The 21933-nt window shown below is 71.0% G+C and carries 20 protein-coding genes; 9 read left to right on the top strand and 11 right to left on the bottom strand.

The features are described 5' to 3' along the window. Positions 1-115: 115 nt before the first annotated feature. Entirely contained in the window at positions 116-946 is an 831-nt protein-coding gene (locus tag ACIP8Z_RS05980; protein ID WP_402079281.1) for an alpha/beta fold hydrolase, read from the bottom strand. Between the two features lie 436 nt (positions 947-1382). On the opposite strand from ACIP8Z_RS05980, the gene ACIP8Z_RS05975 reads away from it, so the two are divergent. The 3 genes from ACIP8Z_RS05975 (at position 1383) to ACIP8Z_RS05965 (ending at position 2718) form a co-directional block, all read left to right on the top strand. Then, complete coding sequence (locus tag ACIP8Z_RS05975) at positions 1383-1814, top strand: subtilase-type protease inhibitor (protein WP_402079278.1); 432 nt, start codon at positions 1383-1385, stop codon at positions 1812-1814. Positions 1815-2219: 405 nt separating this feature from the next. Next, positions 2220-2444, top strand: a complete 225-nt coding sequence (locus ACIP8Z_RS05970; RefSeq protein WP_402079276.1) for a DUF6479 family protein — start codon at positions 2220-2222, stop codon at positions 2442-2444. 46 nt (positions 2445-2490) lie between these two features. After that, positions 2491-2718, top strand: a complete 228-nt coding sequence (locus ACIP8Z_RS05965) for a hypothetical protein (protein WP_402079274.1) — start codon at positions 2491-2493, stop codon at positions 2716-2718. A 32-nt stretch (positions 2719-2750) separates the two neighbouring features. Here the strand turns inward: ACIP8Z_RS05965 and ACIP8Z_RS05960 are convergent, their stop codons facing one another. From ACIP8Z_RS05960 to ACIP8Z_RS05945, 4 genes are all read right to left on the bottom strand, one after another. Beyond that, on the bottom strand, positions 2751-4169 hold the full coding sequence (locus ACIP8Z_RS05960) for a GH1 family beta-glucosidase (RefSeq protein ID WP_402079272.1): 1419 nt from the start codon (positions 4167-4169) through the stop codon (positions 2751-2753). 82 nt (positions 4170-4251) lie between these two features. Then, positions 4252-5358, bottom strand: a complete 1107-nt coding sequence (locus ACIP8Z_RS05955; RefSeq protein ID WP_402079270.1) for a DUF1996 domain-containing protein — start codon at positions 5356-5358, stop codon at positions 4252-4254. 27 nt (positions 5359-5385) lie between these two features. Further along, the gene (locus tag ACIP8Z_RS05950) at positions 5386-7569 is read right to left on the bottom strand and encodes a discoidin domain-containing protein (RefSeq protein WP_402079267.1); all 2184 of its coding nucleotides are present in this window, start codon (positions 7567-7569) and stop codon (positions 5386-5388) included. 121 nt (positions 7570-7690) lie between these two features. Beyond that, the gene (locus tag ACIP8Z_RS05945) at positions 7691-9886 is read right to left on the bottom strand and encodes a discoidin domain-containing protein (RefSeq protein ID WP_402079264.1); all 2196 of its coding nucleotides are present in this window, start codon (positions 9884-9886) and stop codon (positions 7691-7693) included. Positions 9887-10077: 191 nt separating this feature from the next. Here ACIP8Z_RS05945 and ACIP8Z_RS05940 point away from each other — a divergent pair, with 191 nt between their 5' ends. Next, positions 10078-11097, top strand: coding sequence for a LacI family DNA-binding transcriptional regulator (locus tag ACIP8Z_RS05940; protein ID WP_402079261.1), 1020 nt, complete (start codon positions 10078-10080; stop codon positions 11095-11097). 61 nt (positions 11098-11158) lie between these two features. Here the strand turns inward: ACIP8Z_RS05940 and ACIP8Z_RS05935 are convergent, their stop codons facing one another. The 5 genes from ACIP8Z_RS05935 to ACIP8Z_RS05915 form a co-directional block, all read right to left on the bottom strand. Then, complete coding sequence (locus ACIP8Z_RS05935) at positions 11159-11452, bottom strand: hypothetical protein (RefSeq protein WP_402079258.1); 294 nt, start codon at positions 11450-11452, stop codon at positions 11159-11161. 130 nt (positions 11453-11582) lie between these two features. Further along, complete coding sequence (locus ACIP8Z_RS05930; RefSeq protein ID WP_402079256.1) at positions 11583-12974, bottom strand: GH1 family beta-glucosidase; 1392 nt, start codon at positions 12972-12974, stop codon at positions 11583-11585. A gap of 35 nt (positions 12975-13009) precedes the next feature. Beyond that, entirely contained in the window at positions 13010-13849 is an 840-nt protein-coding gene (locus ACIP8Z_RS05925) for a carbohydrate ABC transporter permease (RefSeq protein WP_319317965.1), read from the bottom strand. A gap of 34 nt (positions 13850-13883) precedes the next feature. Then, positions 13884-14876: a carbohydrate ABC transporter permease gene (locus tag ACIP8Z_RS05920; RefSeq protein ID WP_402079253.1), complete on the bottom strand. Its 993-nt coding sequence runs from the start codon at positions 14874-14876 to the stop codon at positions 13884-13886. An 11-nt stretch (positions 14877-14887) separates the two neighbouring features. Continuing rightward, positions 14888-16192, bottom strand: a complete 1305-nt coding sequence (locus ACIP8Z_RS05915) for an extracellular solute-binding protein (RefSeq protein WP_402079250.1) — start codon at positions 16190-16192, stop codon at positions 14888-14890. 170 nt (positions 16193-16362) lie between these two features. On the opposite strand from ACIP8Z_RS05915, the gene ACIP8Z_RS05910 reads away from it, so the two are divergent. Then, positions 16363-17670, top strand: a complete 1308-nt coding sequence (locus tag ACIP8Z_RS05910) for an ROK family protein (protein WP_402079247.1) — start codon at positions 16363-16365, stop codon at positions 17668-17670. Positions 17671-17730: 60 nt separating this feature from the next. Here the strand turns inward: ACIP8Z_RS05910 and ACIP8Z_RS05905 are convergent, their stop codons facing one another. Further along, a complete protein-coding gene (locus tag ACIP8Z_RS05905) occupies positions 17731-17973 on the bottom strand; it encodes a helix-turn-helix domain-containing protein (RefSeq protein WP_402079245.1) in 243 nt (80 codons plus the stop codon). Between the two features lie 238 nt (positions 17974-18211). Between ACIP8Z_RS05905 and ACIP8Z_RS05900 the strand changes: the two genes are divergently transcribed. The 4 genes from ACIP8Z_RS05900 (at position 18212) to ACIP8Z_RS05885 (ending at position 21910) form a co-directional block, all read left to right on the top strand. Then, positions 18212-18562 (top strand): zinc-binding dehydrogenase, encoded by a 351-nt coding sequence (locus ACIP8Z_RS05900; RefSeq protein ID WP_402080794.1) that lies wholly within the window; start codon positions 18212-18214, stop codon positions 18560-18562. Between the two features lie 122 nt (positions 18563-18684). Beyond that, a complete protein-coding gene (locus ACIP8Z_RS05895; protein ID WP_402079242.1) occupies positions 18685-19443 on the top strand; it encodes a carbonic anhydrase in 759 nt (252 codons plus the stop codon). A 431-nt stretch (positions 19444-19874) separates the two neighbouring features. Then, complete coding sequence (locus tag ACIP8Z_RS05890) at positions 19875-20525, top strand: DUF4360 domain-containing protein (RefSeq protein ID WP_319317672.1); 651 nt, start codon at positions 19875-19877, stop codon at positions 20523-20525. A 236-nt stretch (positions 20526-20761) separates the two neighbouring features. Beyond that, a complete protein-coding gene (locus ACIP8Z_RS05885; RefSeq protein ID WP_402079239.1) occupies positions 20762-21910 on the top strand; it encodes a tetratricopeptide repeat protein in 1149 nt (382 codons plus the stop codon). Positions 21911-21933: the final 23 nt, after the last annotated feature.

The raw sequence follows: 21933 nt of genomic DNA, 5'->3' as shown, positions 1-21933 counted from the left end.
GCCGAGAGTCTCCGAGTCGGCTGGACGAGTAGGACTTTGGTCTCGACCTTCAGCCCACTCCCGGAGAGCGGTGGCCGCCCCTGGCGGTCTCCCTGCCTCAGGCGGTCTCGCTCCCTCACTCCTTGACGAACGCGAGGAGGTCGGGGTTCACGGTGTCGGGATGCGTGGTCAGCATGCCGTGGGGGAGACCCTCGTAGCTCTTCAGTCTGCCGTCGCGCAGCAGCTTCGCCGACAGCGGCGCCGAGTCGTCGTAGGGGACGATCTGGTCGTCGGTGCCGTGGGCGACCAGCACAGGCACGGCGATCTGCTTCAGGTCCTCGGTGAAGTCCGTTTCGGAGAACGCCTTGATGCAGTGGTAGTGGGCGTTGGCCGCGCCGCTCATTCCCTGTCGCCACCAGTTGTCGATCACGCCCTGGGACACCTCGGCGCCGGGGCGGTTGAAGCCGTAGAACGGCCCCGACGGGACGTCGATGTAGAACTGGGCGCGGTTGGCGACGAGCGAGGCCCGGAAGCCGTCGAAGACCTCGATAGGCAAGCCGCCCGGGTTGGAGTCGGACTTGACCATGATGGGTGGGACCGCCCCGACGAGCACGGCCTTGGCCACCCGTCCCGGCTTGGCGCGCGCGACGTACCGGGCGACTTCACCGCCCCCGGTCGAATGGCCGATGTGGACGGCGTCGCGCAGGTCCAGCGTGTCGGTCACCGCTGCCACGTCGGCCGCGTAGGTGTCCATCTCGTGGCCGGTCGCGCTCTGGCCGGAACGGCCGTGCCCGCGCCTGTCGTGGGCGATGACCCGGTAACCGTGCCCCAGGAAGAAGAGCATCTGGTTGTCCCAGTCGTCGCCGCTCAGAGGCCAGCCGTGATGGAACACGATCGGCTGTGCGTCGCGTGGCCCCCAGTCCTTGTAGAAGATGCTGGTGCCGTCTTGTGTCGTGACCGTTCCCACGGATTTCCTCCGCCCAGACGTACCGATGAGATGACCCCTGCAGGTATGCCCACAGGCCTCGGTGCAAGAACATACCCGCATGCGGCATATCTCTCATTTGGGGCAATGGGAGGGGCGCGCTCCGTGCGGGGTCCGGGTGAGCGTCGCTTATCGGTCGTACTGAACGACCGGTCGGTAAACCTGAGGCGTCCTTGCGCAGGCCGGCGGCCGCCGAGGGGCTGGAGCGGGCGGGTGCGGGGCCGCGGCGAAGCCGTCCGGGGCGGGCCCTGACCTGCTGAACGTTCATTCGATCAACGATATGTGGGCGCGTCTGTCCGGATATCGACCACAGAGATGCGATCGCTCTGCGTGTCAGACACACTCCGAAGCGCAAGTGGGGCGGTGATCCAAAGGTAGATGACGCCTCAACCCTTCGAATTGAAAGCGAGTCCCTGTCATGCTTCGTCGTTTCGCTGCGGTCTCCGCGTCCGCTCTCCTCTGTCTCGCCGGCACCGCCGGTGTCGCGGAGGCCCGGGGTGAAAGCCTGTACACCCCCTCCGCCGTCGTGCTGAGCATCAGCAAGGGCGCCGACGCGAGTGGGTCCACCGTCCTGCGCGCGGTGACCCTCAGCTGCGCGCCGACCGCCCACGGAACGCACCCGGCCCCCGAGGCCGCCTGCGCCGAGCTCAAGGCCGGCTCCCAGGACGGCGCCTTCGAGGGGCTGCTGGCCTCACCGGCCCCGGACCGGATGTGCCCGCAGCACTTCGACCCGGTCACCGTCACCGTGGACGGCGTGTGGGAGGGGTCCCGCACCTCGTGGCAGTACACGTTCGGCAACGCCTGTGTCATGGGTGCCAGCCTGAACGGAGGGGCGGCCTTCGCGTTCTGACGGCCGGCGGCGGCGTGGCCGTCCTGGGGCGATCGCCGATCCGGTCGGACGACGGGGGCACGGCTCCGCCCCGCACGCCGGCCGGAGAGGGTGGCGTACGGGGCGGGGAGGCGACGTTCGGGACGGAGCCGTTCGCGGGGCGGACGCGGCACTACCCCGACGCCCCGAACCGGCCCGAATCCCCGAGCGCGGTGCTGCGCCCCGGCGCGACCGCACACCGGCCTACGGAGCTCCGCTTCCCGCACCTCGACGGCGGGGCGGAGCGGCCGCCCGCAGCGGTCGAGCTGAGGAGCCGGCCGAAGCGCTCGTGTCGGTGGTCCCGGAGGACCGTGTGATTGATTCCGATCTCGGGGGGTAGCCGCCGAACTCAGACGGTTCGATCCGTTCCCGACAGGAAGGGCCCCCATGATTCTCTCGACTGTCACCGCCTCCGAACTGGCCGCCTCCGGCTCACCCGCCCTGCTGTTGATGCTGGTCGGCGTGGTGATCGCCGTCCTGCTGATCGCCGCCTTCTGGTGGGGGTCCCGGCGCGCGGCCCGCAGACGGGCGTCCGCCCCCGTCGCCCAGCCGCCGGCGGCCGAGGCGAGGCGGGACTCCTGGACCGCGCCGGACGAGCGGCCCGACCAGTGAGGACGCCCCGAGGCCGGACCGATGAGGATCCCCCGAGGAGGACCCCGTGAAGGAACGAGCGAACGAGGACGAGCGGCGGCAGCGCCGCACCGCCCCCACCACTCCGGGGGGCGCCGAGGGTGAGAGCGGCGACAAGGAGGCGCGCGAGGAGGCCGAGGCGGCCGTGACGCACCGCGCCGGTGACACCGACCGGGAGGGCGCCGACGGCCACCGGGCCAAGCGGCAGCGCCCGGGCCTCGGCCGCGAGGAGCAGACCCGGGACCAGGAGGCGTGACGCCCGGCCTCCCCGAGCCACCCCGGGGGGCGTCACCCTGGTGCGCCGCCCCGGACGCGCCGGGCCGTGTCGCGCAGCCACAGGGCGCTGCGCTTGGGCGTACGGGTCTGGGTGGCGTAGTCGACGCGGACGAGACCGAAGCGCTTGTCGTAGCCGTACGCCCACTCGAAGTTGTCCAGGAGCGACCAGGCGAAGTAGCCGCGGACGTCGGCGCCCCGGGTGCGGGCCTCGGCCACGGCGGCGAGGTGCGACGCGAGGTAGGCGGTGCGGTCGGAGTCCTCGACGAAGCCGTCGGAGTCGGGAACGTCCTCGTAGGCGGCGCCGTTCTCGGTGACCACCATCGGCGTGCCGGGATAGTCCCGGGAGATGCGCAGCAGCAGATCGGTGAGGTCGTGCGGCATCACCTCCCAGCCGAGGCCGGTGACCGGCAGGCCGCCGTGCGGCAGGTTCCGGGTGACGGGGAGGCCGCGCGCGTCGGTCGTGGAGCCGTTCTCGTCGACCCCCGAGGTGCGCATCGAGCGGTAGTAGTTGACGCCCAGGGTGTCGACGGGGCTGCTGATGATCTCCAGGTCGCCGTCCCTGACGGGGATCTCCACGGAGCGCGCCGCCAGGTCGTCCACGAGGTCCCGCGGGTACCGGCCGCGCAGGACCGGGTCGAGGTACAAGCGGAATCCGAGGGCGTCGGCCCGGCGCGCGGCCTCGCGGTCGGCCGCCGAGTCGGTGGCGGGCCGGCTGGTGCCGAGGAGGTGGGTCACGGCCAGGTCGAGCGGCCGGCGGGCGGCGGAGCGCAGGCGCTGGACCGCGAGTCCATGGGCGAGGTGCAGATGGTGCACGGCGCGCACCCCGTCGGCGAAGGAGCGGCCTCCGGGCGCGTGGACTCCTTCGACATGGCCGAGGACGGCCGAGCAGAACGGTTCGTTGAGGGTCGTCCAGTGGGTGACGCGGTCGCCAAGGCGCTCGTGGACGAGTTCCGCGTAGTCGGCGAAGCGGTGGGCGGTGTCGCGTGCGGGCCAGCCGCCGGCGTCCTGGAGCTCCTGGGGCAGATCCCAGTGGTACAGGGTGAGCCAGGGGGTGACGCCGTGCCCGAGGAGCTCGTCGACGAGGCGGTCGTAGAAGCCGATCCCCGCCGGGTTGGCCGGTCCGCGCCCGTGCGGCTGGACGCGGGACCACGACACGGAGAAGCGGTACGTGTCGAGGCCGAGGGCGGCGAGCAGGGCCACGTCCTCGGGCATGCGGTGGTAGTGGTCGCAGGCCACGTCTCCGGTGTCGCCGTTGTCGACGGCCCCGGGGACGCGGCAGAAGGTGTCCCAGATGGACGGGGTACGGCCGTCCTCGGCGGTGGCCCCCTCGATCTGGAAGGCGGAGGTGGCGGCGCCGAATCGGAAGTGCGGGGGAAGGAGGTCGATGAGCGCGTCGTGGTGGGCGGCGACGGACGGGGCGGGGGCGGTCACGGGATCCTCCTGGTGCCGAGGGGCGGACGGGAAAGCGGCCCGGGCGCCCTCGCGGGCGTCCGGGCCGTGTACCTGCGACGGATCAGGGCAGGCGGTGGTCCTCGTTCAGGACGACACCGCGTTCGGGGCGGTACAGGTCGAAGCCCCGGGTGTCGCACTGCAGGCCGCCGACGATGCAGTGGTCGACGAGGGCCTTGAGGGTGCGCTCCTCCCACGCGTTGAAGAAGTCGTAGTGGAAGGAGTAGCCCCGGCCACTGGCCAGGCGGACCTGGCTCATGTCGCCGTTGACCGGCCACGCCATCTTGAACTCGATCATCGGCAGGGCGACCGGGTGGGAGGCCGGGCACATGTTGTCGTTGGTGCCGGGCTTGACCACCGGGTACGCCATGTGGCTCTTGTGGTCGGGGGTGTCGAGGTACAGGCCGTTCCAGCAGCTGGGGGCCTGCATGCGCAGGTTGAGCTGGACGTCGGGCCGGCTCGGACAGCTCGCCGGGATGTCGGTGTTGAAGAAGCTGTCACCGCACTCCCAGCCCTCGACGAAGCCCTTGTGGCCGCGGAACTCCTCGGCGGTCTGCGTCGGGTTGCCGACGACGAACCGCAGACCCTTGGGGAAGGGCCGCACGCTCCGGTAGTCGGTGACTCCCGCCTTGTAGTAGATGACCTGCGGGCCGACGGGCAGGATCTTCTGGTCGCCCTTGTACAGCGAGGGCATCCAGTACGCGGAGGCGTCCGCGGGCGCCTTGCAGGTGGTGCTGCCTCCGTAGAGCGAGCCGGTGGTGCTGGCGGCGTTCGTGGAGGTGTTGCCCATGAACGTGTGGTCGTGGGACTTGCCGAACTGGCCCGGGTAGACGATCGGGTCGTCCGGCGCGGTGTGGGTGACGGAGCAGCCGGCCTGGAACTCGTGGTGGTAGGCCGGGGGCGGGGTGGCCGTGGACGGGGTCACCCCGGTGACCTGGGGTACGGCCGGGATGTAGCCGTCGCCGTCGGCGTCGTCCCCCGAGGGGAGCGCGGAGGCCGCCATGACGTGGCCGCCTGCGGCGCCCGCCGCGTGCGCCCCGTGGGCGCCGGCGGCCGGGGCGGTGGTCTCCCCGAGGGCGGTGGTCGCGGTGTAGGTGTTCACCGTCAGGGCGGAGACGCCCAGGGCCGCGCTGAGCAGTAAGGCGGACAGGGTCCGGCCGCGGATTCTCATCGTGATCTCCTCGTTCTCCTCAGGGGGTCAGCTGTAGATGCCGAACTCGTGGAGCGAGTAGCCCCAGCCGGTGCCGCGCGCGGTGAGCTGGAGCCGGACGTACCGTGCGGTGGCACCGGTCTCGATGGTGTCGATGTCGCCGTTTCCGGTGGTGGTGGCGTGGATGGTCCGCCACGTGCCGCCGTCGTCGGAGACCTGGACCTCGTAGGCGCGGGCGTAGGCCGGATCCCAGACCAGCTGGATCCGGTTGAAGGAGCGGACCGAACCGAGGTCGACCCGGATCCACTGCGGGTCGCTCCAGTCGCTCGCCCAGCGGGTGGCGGTGTTGCCGTCGGTCGCGTGGGTCGCCGGGCAGGGGCAGTCGCCGTAGGACGCCTGCGCGGAGGAGGCGGTGGTGGGCCGGTTCAGGGCGATGTTGGTCCCGGCCACCGGCGGGGCGACGACCTTGACGGACCTCGTCTCGATGCCGGCGTTGCCGCGGCCGTCCTCGGCCTGCACGTACACCTTCCACACGCCGAGCTTCTCGGGCGCGGTGACCGCGAACGTGCCGTTGCCGAGGGAGCGGTACTGCGCGTCGACCAGGCGCTTGTCGCCGTTGGCGTAGTTGCCGCTCAGGTAGATCCTGGTGGTGACGGGGTCGCCGTCGGGGTCGCGGACGCCGGCGCGGACCGTGAACTCGCCGCCGGCAGGCGCGGATCCGGCGGACGTGACCGTCATGTCGCTGATGACCGGCGGGGTGTTGTCGCCGGCGACGGAGCCGGTGTACGCCTTCTTGAGGGCGTAGTACGAGAGGCGCTTGAGGCCGTCGGGGAGCAGGTTGAACCAGACGCCGCCGAAGTCGTGCTCGGTGCCGTAGTGGAAGACGGTCGCGCCGAGGGCGACGCCCTGGTGGCCGGTGACGCAGTTCCAGGCCTTGGTGTACCCGTCGGCCTTCTGGACATCGGTGGGCTCGTCGGGGACGCCGTTGGTGTCCTTGGGGGTCTCCCACTCGCCGGCCGGCCCGGTCTCCGTGATGATGTACGGCTTGGTGTAGCCGCCCTCCACCCAGTCCTCGCGGACCCCGCAGATGTCGCCGTAGGCGTTCATCGAGTAGAGGTCCAGGTCGGGCGCGTTCCGCTTGTAGTAGGGCCAGGCGCCGGTCCACGCGTCCGTGGAGGTCACGGGGTGGTCGGGGTCGATGGAGTGGATCTTCTTGGCGACGTCGTTGACGAAGGTCGTGTACGCGTTGCGCTGGGCTTCCAGCTCGGTGCCGCCGTAACAGTTCTGCAGACCGAGGACGGACTCGTTGCCGACGTTCCACATGAGGGTGGCGGGGTGGGACTTGTAGGTGTCGACCCACTTCGAGAACTCGGTGAGCATGGTGCTCTTGTACGCGCTGTCCGTCACGTAGTTGACGCAGCCGCCGGAGCCCGGGCCGCCGCCCGGCTGGAGCCAGAAGCCGTTGATCACCTTGACGCCGTTGGCGGCCGCGGCGTCGAGCAGCGGCTTGGTGCCGGCGTCCGTACCCCAGGTGCGGACGGTGTTGACGCCCATGGACCTCACGTCCGGCATGTAGCGGGGGGCGTCGGCCATCGCGGGGCCCCAGGTGACGCCCTTGACGGTGTACGGCTGCCCGCCCACCGTCAGCCGCCAGTCGCCCTGCGGGCCGCTGACGCGGACGGCGCCGCCGGGCTCGGGCTGCGTGGACCCGCCGCCGTACACCTGGAACTCCCACAGGGAGTAGCCGTAGCCGGTGCCCCGGGTGATCCCCTGGAGGCGGACGTAGCGGCCGGTGCCGGTGACCGCGAGCTCGTCGGTGCCGCCGTCGCCCGCCGTCACCGACTTGACGGTGCGCCAGTCGGTCCCGTTGTCGGAGAGCTGGATGTCGTACGCCTTGCCGTAGGCGCCCTCCCAGTTCAGGACGACACGGCTGATGTTCGCGCTGCTGCCCAGGTCGACCTGGATCCACTGGGCGTCGCTCCACTGGCTGGCCCAGCGGGTCCCGGTGAGGTCGCCGTCGACCGCGGCGGAGGCGCCCCAGGCGGCGCCCTCGCTGGAGGAGGCGGTGGCGGTCTTCCCCTGGGAGAGGAGGGTCTCCGCGGCATCGGCCGGTGCCGCGGTCAGCACCGTGGCGGAGGAGAGGAGCAGGGCACCCAGGGAGACGAGTGAACCTGTCGTGCGGGCGCGGTCGCGTGCGCGCCTTCGTGTCGTGGGGGTGTCGGCCGTGTTCATGGCGGCTCCTGGACGGAGGGGGAGGGGGATCGCCTTCCGGGCGGCACGGCGGGGACTGGGCGCCGCCCGGAAGGGGCGGGGGGCCGGGACGCACCGCACGGGGCGCGTCCCGGCGAGGCCGTCAGGGGAAGGAGACGACGGTGGACGGCACGGTCGAGGTGCCGGCGGGGACCGTCGACGCCCCGGTGTCGTTGATGACGTGGTTGTAGTGGCCCATGCCGCCGAGGGACACGACCAGGAGGCTGTGGAACTTCACGCCCGGCTTGACGGGTGCCTTGAAGCCGTGGTCCTGGCGGATGTTCGGGTCCACGTTGTAGTTGCAGTAGCTGCCGAGTCCCCAGGCCTCGTGGGTGTTCACGGAGTCGTCGACCCGGTAGGCCGCGTACCCCTTCGTCGCGCCGTTCTGGATGGCGGCCTGGTTCGGGGCGTCGTACGCCTTCTCGTTCTGGTAGAAGATCGTGCGGCCGCGCTCGCCGTACCACTCGACGTCGTACTTGTTGAAGTGCTCGACGAACAGACCGGTGGCGAGCACGTCGTCGCCGTTGACGCGGACGCCGTAGTCGGCCCGGTTGGTCTCCCAGCCGACGCCCTCGCCGTGGTCGGCGCGCCACACCCAGGTGTGGTCGATGATGGCGTCGTCGCTGTTCACGACCACGCTGGTGGTGGCCTTGCCCGCGCCGGCGCCGCCGATGCGGACGTACACGTCCTGCACGGTGGTGGGGTTGGCCGCGTGGTCGGCGGAGGAGTTCTGCGGCCCGAGCTCCAGCAGGGTCGGGGAGTTGACCGGGCCGGCGTCGATCAGGAAGCCGGCGAGGCGGACGCCGTCGACGTCGGCGACCTTCATCGCGGTGACGCCGTTGTCCGGGATGATCGTGGCGAGGCCGAGGCCGAGCACGATGGTGTTCGCCCGGTTCACGTTGATCGTCTGGTCGACGTGGTAGACGCCCGGGGTGAACAGCAGGTGCAGGCCCTGGGTCAACGCCTGGTTGATCGTGGCGGCGGTGGCGCCCGGCTTGACCACGTAGAACTGGCTCAGCGGGATCGTCTCGCCCTGCGGCGCGCCGTTGGCCCAGCTGGTGCCGCGGGCGTTGACGCGCTTGGCGGGGGCGAAGACCTTGTACTCGTTGCCGTCGAGGTAGAGGTACGGCTTCTCGCGGGAGACCGGCGTGGTGTCGAGCGTGGTGTAGCGGGGCTCCGGGAAGGAGGTGGCCGGGGCGCCCTCGACGCCCGAGAAGGTCTGGTTCCAGACGCTGTTGGACCAGCCGCCGATGGTGCTCTCCCGGGTGTACCACTGCTGCTGGGAGTAGTTGCCGATCTGGCCGTCGATCTTGGAGTCGGCGATGTAGCCGCCGCTGGCCCAGCCGTAGCCGTTCGGCGCCAGGTTGAGGCCGCCCTTGACGTGCATGCGGCGGAACGAGGAGGCCTGCGAGACGGCCCACCGGTCGGTGCCGTTGACCGGGTTCAGGGTCAGGCCCTCCGCGCCGCGCCAGAAGTTCTGGGTGGCGTTGCCGTTGAACCAGCCGGCGTCGACGGTCACGTCACCGTTGATGGTGGTGTCGCCGGGGCGCAGACCGAGGCCGGCGATCTGGGTGTAGAAGCCGATCTGGGCGTTGAGGCCGTTGTAGGTGCCGGGCTTGAAGAGGAAGGCGTGTCGGCCGCTGCCGAACTGGGCCGACTCCTGCTCCTGGAAGACCTGGTCCAGCTTGGCCTGGATGCCGGGGGTGGACGGGTCGAAGACGTGCACGTTGGGGCCGAGGTCGCCGCCGCCGGGGAGCGTCGGGCCGGTGCCGCCCGTGGTGCCGAAGACCTGGAACTCCCAGAGGGAGAATCCGTATCCGGTGGCCCGGGTGAGGCCGTTCATGCGGATGTAGCGGCCGGTGCCGGAGAGCGTGACGTTGTCGGTGCCTCCGTCGCCCGCGCTGACGGTGGTGACGGTCCGCCAGTCGGTGCCGTTCTCGGAGGCCTGGATGTCATAGCTCTTGCCGTAGGCCGCTTCCCAGGTGAGGACGGCGTGGCTGAGCGTGGCGCTGCTGCCGAGGTCGACCTGGATCCACTGGGCGTCCTGCCAGGCACTGGCCCAGCGGGTGCCGGTGAGGTCGCCGTCGACGGCGGCGGAGGCGGAGAAGGCGCCGCCCTCGGTGGAGGAGGCGGTCGCGGTCCTCCCCTGGGAGAGCAGGGTGGGGGCCGCCTGCGCCGTCGTGGCGGGGGCGAGGGCGAGCAGGCTGCCGGCCAGGGAGGTGACAAGCGCGCCGACGGTGGCCCGGCGGACGCGTGAGGCGGGTCGCCGGAAGACCGGCGGGGACCCGACGGAAGACATGGGGTCTCCTCTGGATACATGGGGGAAACGTGGGAGAGCGCTCTCCCGAAACCTTGCCCGCAGGGCGAGTTGACGGTCAAGGCGTATGACACGACTTTTCTTTTGGCTTTCATTAAGTGTCGACGCCAACCGCTTCCGGCCAGGAACGGACCGTCCTCCCACCGGACACACGACACCGTTAAGGTGCGCTGGTGGGGAATCGAGGACCGACTCTGGAAGACGTCGCACGCGAGGCGGGGGTATCGCGCGCGACGGTGTCCCGCGTCGTCAACGGCGTGCGCAACGTGGCTCCCGACATCCAGCGGAGCGTGCGCGAAGCCATCGCCCGCATCGGCTACGCCCCCAACCAGGCCGCCCGCTCCCTGGTCACCCGGCGCGCCGGGACCGTGGCCCTGGTGCTCTCCGCCACGGGCAGGTCCTTCACCGCCCGGGTGTTCTCCGACCCGTTCTTCGGACGCGTGGTGGACGGCGTCCTGCCGGTCCTGCGCCGCCGCGCGATCCAACCGGTACTGCTCGTCGCCGAGTCGGAGCAGGCCAGGGCCCAACTCGTCGAGTACCTGCGGCAGGGTGGCGCGGACGGAGCCCTGGTCGTGCCGCTGGACGAGCACGACCCGCTCCCCTCGATGCTGGTGGCGGCGGGCCTGCCCACGGTGCTGTTCGGCCGCCCCCGCGACGGAGAGCGGTGCGGCTACGTCGACCTCGACAACCCGGCCGGCGCGCGACTTGCGGCCGAGCACCTGTGGACCACCGGCCGGCGGCGCCCGGCCACCATCGCCGCACCGGTCTCCGCCCCCACGGCGGACGAACGCCTCGACGGCTTCCGGGACGCCTTCGCGGCGCACGGGGTGACATCGGTCCCGGTCGTACGGGGCCGCTTCACGGTCGACAGCGGCAGGCGCGCCATGGCCAGACTCCTCAAGGATCACCCGGAGATCGACGCCGTGTTCGCCGCCAACGACCTGATGGCCCAGGGCGCCTGCCAGTACCTGCGCGAGCAGGGGGTCTCCGTCCCGGGCGAGGTGGCCGTGGTGGGCTTCGACGACTCGGTGGCGGCGCGGAAGGCACGGCCTCAACTGACCACTGTGCGCCAGCCGGTGGAGCGCATGGCGGCCGCGATGGCCGCGCTGCTCGTCGAGCAGCTCGACGGAGCCCCGTCCGAGACGGCCGTGAAGGTGTTCGAACCGGTGCTGGTGGTACGCGAGTCCACCTGAGCGTCCCGGTGGCGGCGGCACGCGCTGAGCACGGAGACCGTCCCTGCCGAACGACCCGGCGTCACGTCTCCCAGGCGTCGGGCACGGCGAGCTGCACCCTGACGCGGTCGGCGGACCAGGTGTCGAGCCAGACCGCGACATCCCCGCCGTACGCCCGGGGGACGGAGTCCACGCGCATCACGAGGGCGAGGTAGACGCGGTAGAGCGGGAGGCGGGCGCCGGTGTCGAGGGTCGGGGCGGTGCCGCGGACGGCCCTCGCCGGCCCGAGACGTGACGGAGCCGTTCGGCGGCGAGCTCGTCGCCGTCGTCGGACCTCGGGGGAGGAGACGGCACGGCGCCGGCGGACATGGGGCACTCCTTCAGGGGATGACGGCGACGGGGAGACGGCGATGGAAAGGCGGCGAAGGCAGGGAAAGTGGAGACTCAGGAAGGCCGCCCCGGTGGTGTCGGGGCGGCCTTCCGGAGGAACGCGACGAGGCCTGCGGTCAGCCCGCGTTCGCCTCGCGGTGGGCGCGGACGATGTCCGCGTACCGGCGGCCGCTCGTCTTCACGGTCCTGCGCTGGGTGGCGTAGTCGACGTGGACGAGGCCGAAGCGCTTGTCGTAGCCGTAGGCCCATTCGAAGTTGTCCAGGAGGGACCAGGCGTAGTACCCGGCGAGCGGGGCGCCCTTGCGCAGGGCGCTCGCGCAGGCCGCGAGGTGCTGCTCCAGGTAGCGGGTGCGCTCGGGGTCGTGGACCTCGCCGTCGGGGCCGACGGCGTCGGGGAAGGCCGAGCCGTTCTCGGTGACGTACAGCTTCCGTACGCCGTAGTCCTCGGTGAGCCGCAGCAGGAAGGCCTCCAGGCCGCCGGCGTCGATCTGCCAGTCCATGCCGGTGCGCGGCACGTCGGGGAGGCGTACCTCTCGGGCGTACGGGGCGGGTCCCGTCGGGTCGTCGGCGACGGTGACCGGGAAGTAGTAGTTGAGGCCGTGCCAGTCGAGCGGGGCGGCGATGGTCTCCAGGTCTCCGGGCTTCTCCGGCAGTTCGACTCCGTACAGCTCGCGCATGTCGGCGGGGAAGCCGCGGCCGTACACCGGGTCGAGCCACCAGCGGTTGGTGTGGCCGTCCGCGCGGGCGGCGGCGGCGATGTCCTCGGGCCGGGTGGAGGCGGGCGCGACGGTCGAGTGGTTGGTGACCAGGCCGACCTGGGCGCCGGGCGCGGCGGCACGGATGGCCTGGGTGGCGAGACCGTGGGCGAGGAGGAGGTGGTACGAGGCGCGGACGGCGGCGGTGAGGTCGGTGAGGCCCGGGGCCATCCGCCCCTCCAGGTGGCCGATCCAGCCGGAGCAGAGCGGTTCGTTGAGCGTGGCCCACTGGGTGACGCGGTCGCCGAGGCGCTCGGCGACGACGGAGGCGTAGGCGGCGAGGTGTTCGGCCGTGGCCCGCTCGGTCCAGCCGCCGCGGCTGTCCGCCACCCGGTCCTGGAGGGCCTGCGGCAGGTCCCAGTGGTAGAGGGTGACGGAGGGGGTGATGCCGGCGTCGAGGAGTCCGTCGACGAGCCGGTCGTAGAAGTCGAGCCCGGGCGCGTTGACCGGGCCGTCACCGCCGGGGAGGACACGAGGCCAGGCGACGGAGAGCCGGTAGGCGTCCGTGCCGAGGCCCTTCATCAGGGCGATGTCCTCGGGCCACCGGTGGTAGTGGTCGCAGGCGGTGTCGCCGTGGTCGCCGTTGTCGATCGCCCCGGGTACGCGGGAGAAGGTGTCCCAGATGGACGGAGCCCTGCCGTCCTCGGCGACGGCGCCCTCGATCTGGTAGGCGGAGGTCGCGGTGCCCCAGGAGAAGTCCGGCGGGAAGGCCTCCAGGTCGAGCGTGGTGCGGGAGTCGGTGGATTCGGACACGGGGAACCTCTTCGTGATGGGTGTGGAGAGGGACGTCACTTGACCGCGCCTGCGGTGAGGCCGGCGACGAGATAGCGCTGGAGGAGCAGGAACCCGACGACGACGGGGACGCTGACCACGAGGGAGGCGGCCATCACCTGGTTCCAGTAGACGTCGTTCTGGGTGGCGTACCCCTGGAGACCGACGGCGAGGGTGCGGGTGGTGTCGTTGGTCATGACGGAGGCGAAGAGGACCTCGCCCCAGGCGGTCATGAAGGCGTAGACGGCGACGGCGATGATGCCGGGGGACGCGGCCGGGACGATGACGCGGAACAGCGCGCTGATCGGCCCGCAGCCGTCGACCTTGGCGGCCTCGTCGAGCTCGCGCGGGATCGAGTCGAAGTAGCCGGTCAGCATCCAGATGGAGAACGGCAGGGAGAAGGTCAGATAGGTGAGGATCAGGCCTTCCCGGGAGCCGAAGAGGGCGATGCCGGTGGCGTTGCCGATGTTGACGTAGATGAGGAAGAGCGGCAGCAGGAAGAGGATGCCGGGGAACATCTGCGTGGACAGCACCGTGACCGTGAAGACCCGTTTGCCGCGGAAGGTGTAGCGGCTGACGGCGTACGCGGCGAAGATCGCGACGACCACCGAGAACACCGTGGCCGCGCCCGCGACGACGATCGAGTTCATGAAGTAGTCGGCGAGCGGGACGGTCTCCCAGATGTCGACGTACGGGCGGAGCGTGAGCCCGGAGGGGATCCACTCGAACTTCCCCGAGACGTCCTCCAGCGGCTTCAGGGAGCTGGAGACCATGACGTACACCGGCAGCACCACGAAGGCGGTGAGCAGGGTGAGGAAGATCCGCCGCGCCCAGAGGAAGGAGCGGGGCGCCGCCATGGGGGAGCGCGGAGCCACGCGCCGGGATGCGTGCTCAGACATCTGAGGTCTTCCTTCCGCGGCTGGTGAGCAGGAGGTAGACGCCCGTGACGACGAGGAGGAAGAGCAGCAGGAGCACGGACATCGCCGAGCCGGTGCCGAAGTTCCAGGTCTGGAAGGACGACTGGTAGATGTGGAGCGAGATCAGGTCGGCGGATTCGGGGGCCGCCTTGCCGAAGAGCACGAACGGCGTGTTGAAGTCGTTGAACGTCCACAGGAACAGGACGAGCACGAGGACCTGGTTGACGGAGCGCAGCGACGGCAGGGTGATGTGCCGGATCTGCTTCCAGACGCCGGCGCCGTCGAGCGCCGCCGCCTCGTACATGTCCCGGGGGATGTTCTGCAGCCCGGCCATGACGGTGAGGAAGGCGAAGGGCCAGCCCTTCCAGACCGAGACGACGAGCAGCGTGTAGAAGGCGTTGTCGCCGATGAGCCAGAAGGCGGGGCTGTCGCCGATGCCGAGCTGGTCGTGGAGGACGTGGTTGATGAGCCCGTTGTCCCGCTGGAACATGAACGCCCAGGTGATGACCGCGGCGTAGACGGGCAGGGCGTACGGGACGAGGAACAGGGTCCGCAGGAAGCCGCGGCCCCGGAAGTTCTCCTGGAGGAAGATCGCGGCGGCCGTTCCGAGGAGCCAGCACAGCCCCACGGAACAGGCGGTGAACAGACACGTCGTCAGGAAGGACTTCAGGAGCGCCTGTCCGACGGGGGCGTCGAAGTCGATCGCGACGGTGTAGTTGTCCAGACCCGACCAGGGAGCGTCGCCCCAGTTCCGGATGTAGAACTGGGTGAGCTCCTTGAAGCTCATGGCGATGCCCATGAGCATCGGCACGAGGTGGACGAGGAGTTCGAGGAGCAGGGCGGGCAGGAGCAGCAGGTAGGGCAGTGCGATGCGGCGACGCCCGGAGCGGCGTGGTGCGCGTGCCTCTCCGGGTGTGGCCTTGCGCACCGCCGGCTCGGTCGGCTGAGCGACGGCGGTTTCGGTCATGGTGGGGCGGCCTACTTCTTGGGCATCTGCTGCTGGGCCTTTTCGAGCTTGGCCTTCACGGACTCCGTGGTGACCGGGCGGCCGGCGGCGGCGTCGGCGAACAGCTCCTTGACCGCGGTGCCCACGACCGTCTCGAACTGCGACTCCTCGGGCACCTGCGGCAGGGCCGCGGCGCTGGTGGCGAGGGTGTCACGGATGACGGTGAGCGACGGGTCGGAGAAGGCGGGGTCCTTCTGGGCGCTCTTGACCGGCGGGACGGAGCCGTACGCCTTGTTGAGGACGATCTGCTCCTCGTCGCTCGTCATGTACTTCACGAACTTCAGCGCGCCGTCGAGGTTCTTGGTGTTCTTGAAGACGGCCAGGTTGATGCCGGCGACCATCGAGTTGGTCTGGGCACCCTGACCGGGCTTGCCCGAGGGGACCGGGGCGGGCGCCACGCCCCACTCGTCGGGGCCCATGCCCTGTGAGGAGAAGGTCTGCGACGGGGTCTGCCACAGGACCATGCCGGTCTTGTTCTTGGCGAAGTCGCTGAGGGACTGGTTCTGGGCGTACTCGGCGTTGCCGGGGGCGACGATCTTCTGCACGGCCATCAGGTCGATGTACTGCTTGACGGCGGCGACGGCCCCGTCGGAGGTGAAGTCGGGCTTGCCGTCGGCGGTGAAGAAGTCGGCGCCGTGCTGCTTGCCGAGGACGAAGACCTGGTGGATGTTGTTGGAGAGGTTGGAGCCCTCGACCCCGATGCCCGCCTTGCCGTCCTTGCTGAGCTTCTTGCCGGCCGCGATCACCTCGTCCCAGGTGGTCGGCGGCTTGGCTATGCCCGCGTCCTTGAACATCTGCTTGTTGTAGTAGAGCGCGTAGGCCATGGAGTAGAGCGGGACGGCGGCCGGGTCCGTGCCGGGGACGCCGGTGGAGCCGAGTGCGGAGTCGACGAAGCGGTCCTTGCCGCCGATGGCCTCCAGGTTCTTCGCGTCCCACGGCAGGAGGGCGCCGGTGGACTGGAGCGAGGCGCTCCAGGTGTTGCCGATGTTGAGGATGTCGGGGCCCTGGCCGGAGGTGGTCGCGGTGAGGATCCGGTTGAGGAGGTCGGACCACGGGATCACCTCCAGCTTGACCTTTATCCCGGTCTCCTTCTCGAACTGGTCGAGCTCGGGCTGCAGGACCTTCTTGTCGACCTCCAGGCTGGCGCCCTGGTTGGAGGCCCAGTAGGTGAGGGTCTTCGGCGACGACTCGCTCCCCTCACCCCCGCCGCAGGCGGTGGCGGTGAAGGCGAGGGAGAGGGTGACGACACCGGTGACAGCGGCTCTGACTCTGCGCATGGCTCCTGGGCCCTTTCGGGGACGAGGGGATCGCCGATGCGGTGGGCGGCTGGAGGCCTCGCCGTAACATCGGCTTAATTTAGGATGTGAGTTAAACCCCATGAGAAGGTCGCGTCAAGGCTTGTACTGCGGGTATGTTGCAACGAACGACTTCAGAGACGGGGACCAAAGTGCACGCGAGAACTGGCCGCACGGTGCGTGACCTGCGGCGCGAGAACCGCACCGCCGTTCTGCGCAGGCTGTACTTCGACGGACCGATGAGCCGCCTCATGCTCGGCCCGGCGACCGGTCTCAGCTCGGGCTCCGTCAGCAACGTGGTCGCCGAACTCGTCGCCGACGGCCTCGTGGAGGAGGCCGGCAGCGTCGACTCGGCCGGCGGGCGCCCCCGCACCCTCGTCAGGATCAGTCCCGCCAGCGGTTTCATGATCGGCGTCGACATCGGCGAAACCCGGGTCAGGATCGAGCTGTTCGACCTCACCCTCACCGAACTCGCCCGCACCGAAAGGCCGTTGGCCTGCTCCGGGCCCCGCACGGCCCGCTACGACGTCGATCTCGTCGTCGGCCATCTCCGCGAGGGCATCGCCGAGGTGCTGCGCACCGCGGACGTACCCGCCGACCGCCTCATCGGCGTCGGCGTCGGCGTCCCCGGCATCGTCGCCCGCACCGCCGAGGACGGTGCCGTCGTGCACGGCCAGACCGTCGGCTGGGACGCCGTCCCCTTCGAGCGCCTCCTCCGCGCCTCCGTCGACCTGCCCGAGTCCGTCCCGTACTGGATCGACAACGGCGCGAAGACCCTGGGCCAGGCCGAGATGTGGTTCGGCGCCGGCCGGGGCGCGCGCAGCGCGGTGGTCGTCCTCTTCGGCTCGGGCGTCGGCGCGTGCGTGGTCACCGACCCGATGGGTCCGGGCCGGGCGATCGAGTGGGGCCATCTGACGGTGCGGGTACGGGGCCGCCGCTGCCGCTGCGGATCCGCCGGTTGCCTGGAGGCGTACGCCGGAGCCGAAGCCCTCCTGGAGCGGTGGCGGGAGGCGGGTGGAGTGCCCCCGGCCGATGCGGACGAGGAGACGGCGCTGACGGCGATGCTGGCGGCGGCGTATCCGCCGGAACCGGGGGCGGAGCCCGACGCCACGGCGCTCGCCGTCCTGGCGGAGACCGCCGAGTACCTGGGCGCCGGATTCGCCGACCTCATCAACCTCTTCCAGCCCGAGCGCATCCTGGTCGGCGGCTGGGCCGGACTCCAACTCGGCGCCCGCTTCCTCGACACCGTGTCCGGCTACGCGAAGGAGTACGCGCTCACCTACCCGGCCAGCCGTACCCGCATCGGCCTCGGCACCCTCGGCCCGGAGGCCGTCACCGTCGGCGCGGCCCTGCTGCCGCTGGTCGACTTCTTCGCCCAGGGAGGCCGACGCCCGGAGAGCAAGCCCACCATCCCCGCTCCCGCCTGGCAGTCGGCCCTTCAGGACCGGGTCTCTCCCTGAGGCGCCACGATCCCGGTCAGGGACACCGCCGGGCGGCACGCGTGCCGACCAGGCCCCTCGTCAGGTGGTGACGGGTGTCGGCCGGAAGGTACGGCGACAGGCCTGGGGTGTGGTCCTGAGCACGGCGTGCAGGTGGGTGCGCGGGGAGACGCCGGTGCCGAATCCCGCTCGCTCCGCGACGACATCGACGGGCCGGTCGGCGGTCTCCCGCAGATGCCGGGCGAGGTCGACGCGCCGCAGGATCCGCCACTGGCCGGGGCTCATGCCGACCTCGGCGCGGAACCGCCGGGTGAGGGTGCGCACGCTGACGTCGGCGCGGGAGGCAGGGCATCGGGGAGGCGGCACTCGTCACGGACCGGCCCCAGGGTGTGGGAGGGCGGGATGACGACGGTGTCGACGGCGGGCAGGAGGCCGGCGTCGTGGGAGACGGTGACCTCGTGTTCCGCCTCCGTACGGACCGGGCCGCCGTCCAGGCTGCAGGTGGTCACCCGGTAGAGCCGGTCGCCCGCACCGTCGCGGGACCCAGGACTTCGAAGAGCTCCTGCGGGACGCCGAGGTCGATGTCGTCCTGGATCCCCTCGGCGGCCCCCACCGGATCCGCTCCCCGCGCACACTCCGCCCCGGCGGCACCCTGGTGTCGATCCTGCCGCCGGACGACTCCTTCCCCGCCGAGGAGGCCGAACGCGCCGGAGTGCGGGCGGTGTTCATGCTCGTCGAGCCCGATCACGCCGGGCTGCGCGAGATCACCTCCCTGGTCGAGGACGGCCGCCTGCGTGTGATCGTCGACGAGATCCTGCCCCTCGAAGAGGCGGCACGGGCCCGCGCCTTGGGCGAGACCGGCCGCACCACCGCCAAGATCGTCCTCACGGTCGTCCCCCCACAGGCCTCCTGAGCCGAGCACGGTCGGGAAGGCTCAGGGGCCCTCCGGCAGTGTGGCTTCAAGAGTTGTCAAAGACGTTCTGAGCGTTGAGCAAGGGAAGACCGGGCGACCTCACGTGGTCGTACGTTCCTCCTGTGACTCCTTCTTCTTCTGAACCTCACATATCCCACGGCCCTTCCGCGGCCACTTCCTCCTCGCGCCGCACTCTGCTGCGCACAGCCCTCACCGGAGCGGCGCTGACCGCAGGGTCCTGGGCATGGGACCTTCCGGCGGCTTCGGCCACGCCGCGCCCCGACGAGAAGCCGCGGCCCACCACCCCCGCGGCGGCCTTACGCGAGCTGAACGCGGGCAACCGGCGCTGGCGCACCCACCATGAGCGCCACCCTCACGAGTCGCTCGCCGTCCGGAGGGAGATGGTCTCCGGGCAGCATCCGTTCGCCGTCATCCTCGGTTGCATCGACTCCCGTGTCGCGCCCGAGCTCGTCTTCGACCAAGGTCTGGGCGATCTGCTGACCGTACGTTCCGCCGGAGAGGTCCTCGACGAGGCGGTGCTCGGCAGCGTCGCCTACGGAGTGCTGGAGCTGGGCATCCCGCTCGTCGTGGTGCTCGGACACCAGTCGTGCGGCGCCGTGTCCGCGGCCGTCCGGGCGGAGCAGACCGGTGAACCGCTCCCCGCGCACATCCAGTACATCGCCGACCGGATCAGACCCGCGATCGACCACACGCAGGAGGGCACCGCCCGCGTCGACGCGACCGTTTCGGAGCAGGTGCGGCGTGTGCGGGCGCAGCTCGCGGCGGAGCCCGACCTCGCTTCGAGGATCGGCGCGGGACGACTGGCGATCGTCGGCGCGCGCTACGAACTGACCAGTCAACTGGTCCACCCCGTCGACTGATCGCTTCCCCCGCCCGCCGGCCGGTGTACACGCCGGCGGGCGGGCCGACCCGGGGCCGTAGCCCTATGACATGGGGTCAAGAAGGGGCATGGGCGCTTCCACGCCAAAAAGAGGGTGGTCAGCGATGCGGTTAATGGCTGGGCGCCACCCTGTCCCGGCGTGCGCGGACACCTAGCATTCGACCATCCCCGCTCACCACGGCGGGGTGGTCGGACAGAGTTCATACGCATGATAGTTCAACCATTGCCAGTTGGACTACCCCACTGCGTGCTTCCGGCCTTCTCGATTTCTCGCACCTCGCACCAGGTCTCCACCGCAGGAGGTCCGTGGCGGCCGCCGCCCTCGAACGTGGCGCGCCGCATACCAGCCCGTGGCGGGGACGCACCCGTGCGTCCCCGCCGTCGGGAACCGAAGCACCGGATGGGAGAAACATGAGAGGTCCTCTGCTCGTGAGCGCGGCGGCCGCCGCCTTGTTCGCCTCGGCCCTGCCCGCCCAGGCCGGCCCCGGGTCGATCGTCGACCCGCCGCCGGACAGGATCGTCATCGACATCGCCACCGTGAACGGATCCGGCTGCCCCCTGGGCACCGCCGCCATCGCCGTGTCCGAGGACAACACCGCCTTCACCGTCACCTACAGCGAGTACCTCGCGCAGGTGGGCGGCGGATCGTCCCCCACGGCGGCCCGCAGGAACTGTCAGCTGAACCTCCTGGTGCACGTGCCGCAGGGCTTCACGTACGCGATCGCCAGCGCCGACTACCGGGGCTACGCCTCGCTCCAACGCGGGGCGAGCAGCACGGAGAAGGCCTCGTACTACTTCCAGGGCTCGCCCAGCACGGCCTCCCGCACGCACACCTTCCGCGGCCCGTACGAGGACAACTGGCAGGCGACCGACGACACCGACTGGGCCCAACTGGTGTGGGCGCCCTGCGGCGTCCAGCGCAACTTCAACATCAACACCGAACTCCGGGTGAACGCCGGCACGTCGAGCCCGGGCACCACCAGCTACATGACCATGGACTCCACGGACGGTGACATCAGCACCGTCTACCACCTGGCGTGGAAGGAGTGCCCGGCCGGCTGACGCGCCCGGCGGCCGAGGCGCACCACCGCGCCCGGCCGCCCCACCGCGGCCCTCACACGCGGCCGTCCGCTCCGACGTCCGTCTCGCTGAGGATCTCCCCCCACCGCGTAGTACTTGAGGATGATCCAGAGCCCCATACGGAGACGGACATTGTCGCCGAGGGGCAACCTGGTCCCGGGACAACCGTCTTGACCCTCGCGTCGGCTTGATCGTCGAGCCGACCCGAGGAGGTTCTGATGGCAGGTCAGGTGACGGAGAGGCCGGCGAGGGCGTCGGCTCCGGAGTACCAAGGGGCGCTGGGGTCGCTGTCGGTGAACGCCTCCCTGCCCGAGGTGCTCGCCCGGGGCGTCCAGGAACTCCGGGCGGCCGAGGAGGCCGGCGACCTGCGGGAAGCCGCGCGTTGCGGTCTCGCCGTGGCTGAGGCGTGTCGCAGGCTCGGCCGGATCGAGGAGGCCGACCGGGCGTGGAAGGCGAGCTACCGGGCGGCGCGTGCGGCCGGTCACGAGGGGGCCATGGCGTGGGCGCTGTGGAGCGGTGGCACCCTGGCCCGTCAGCGCGGCGCGCTCAGGCTGGCGTACCGGCTGCTCGGGCTCGCGGCCGAGGCGGGTGAGCGGGGCGGGGACATCGTCGTGCGGGGCTACTCGCTGGCGGGGCTCGCCGAGACAGGGCGCATCCAGGGCGACTACGAGGCGGTGGGACGGCTGCACGAGCAGCTGCTGGCCGAGGCCCGCCGTCGCGGCGAGGCCCGCCACACGGTCTGGGCCCTGGAGGGCATCGCGCAGATGCACCGCAACACCGGCTCCTACGACAAGGCCCTCGCCCTCTTCGAGGAGGCGGCCGAGACGGCGTCGCGCGCCGAGGACCGACGCGGGTGGGCCTGGGCCCTGCGGGGCATCGCCGACGTGGTGTCCGTACGGGACGGGGACGTGGAGCGCGCCCTGTCGCTGCTGTCGCGGGCGGAGGAGGCATGCCGGGAGATACGGCTGGCCGGCGCGCTCGCCTACAACCACAAGATGCGGGGCAACGTGCTGTACCGGGCGGCCCGCTACGAGCAGGCCCGCGAGCTGTACGCGCAGGCACTGGAGGAGTTCCGCGAGATGGAGGAGCCGCGGGGCACGGCCCTGTCGAGACTGGGACTGGTCAAGGCCGACGCCCGCCTGGGCCGCGACGCCGCGCACACCGCCGCGGAGCTGACCGCACTCCGCACGACGCTGGACCGCATCGGGCTGCGGCACGCCCGGGACATGGTGGACAAGGCCGCGGCCGAGCTGGGCGTCGGCCCCCTGCCGGACCACGACGGAGACGGTGCGGGCGAAGCCGGCCGGGTACGGCCGGCGGTCGGGGCGGAAGCGCTCCAGCATGTCGACGTGGAGGGGCTGCGATGAACGCCCTTCCGACATCCGCCCGG

The sequence above is a fragment of the Streptomyces sp. NPDC088553 genome (assembly GCF_044752965.1).
Lineage (GTDB): Bacteria > Actinomycetota > Actinomycetes > Streptomycetales > Streptomycetaceae > Streptomyces.
The sequence above is the reverse complement of the archived record's forward strand: the minus strand, read 5'-3'. Positions and strand labels throughout refer to the sequence as shown.

Bases quoted from the DNA above. Each gene is read 5' to 3' on its own strand.
- ACIP8Z_RS05945 (WP_402079264.1), bottom strand. From the start codon at position 9,886: ATGTCTTCCGTCGGGTCCCCGCCGGTCTTCCGGCGACCCGCCTCACGC.
- ACIP8Z_RS05890 (WP_319317672.1), top strand. From the start codon at position 19,875: ATGAGAGGTCCTCTGCTCGTGAGCGCGGCGGCCGCCGCCTTGTTCGCC.
- ACIP8Z_RS05915 (WP_402079250.1), bottom strand. From the start codon at position 16,192: ATGCGCAGAGTCAGAGCCGCTGTCACCGGTGTCGTCACCCTCTCCCTC.
- ACIP8Z_RS05975 (WP_402079278.1), top strand. From the start codon at position 1,383: ATGCTTCGTCGTTTCGCTGCGGTCTCCGCGTCCGCTCTCCTCTGTCTC.
- ACIP8Z_RS05925 (WP_319317965.1), bottom strand. From the start codon at position 13,849: ATGGCGGCGCCCCGCTCCTTCCTCTGGGCGCGGCGGATCTTCCTCACC.
- ACIP8Z_RS05885 (WP_402079239.1), top strand. From the start codon at position 20,762: ATGGCAGGTCAGGTGACGGAGAGGCCGGCGAGGGCGTCGGCTCCGGAG.
- ACIP8Z_RS05970 (WP_402079276.1), top strand. From the start codon at position 2,220: ATGATTCTCTCGACTGTCACCGCCTCCGAACTGGCCGCCTCCGGCTCA.
- ACIP8Z_RS05955 (WP_402079270.1), bottom strand. From the start codon at position 5,358: ATGAGAATCCGCGGCCGGACCCTGTCCGCCTTACTGCTCAGCGCGGCC.
- ACIP8Z_RS05920 (WP_402079253.1), bottom strand. From the start codon at position 14,876: ATGACCGAAACCGCCGTCGCTCAGCCGACCGAGCCGGCGGTGCGCAAG.
- ACIP8Z_RS05950 (WP_402079267.1), bottom strand. From the start codon at position 7,569: ATGAACACGGCCGACACCCCCACGACACGAAGGCGCGCACGCGACCGC.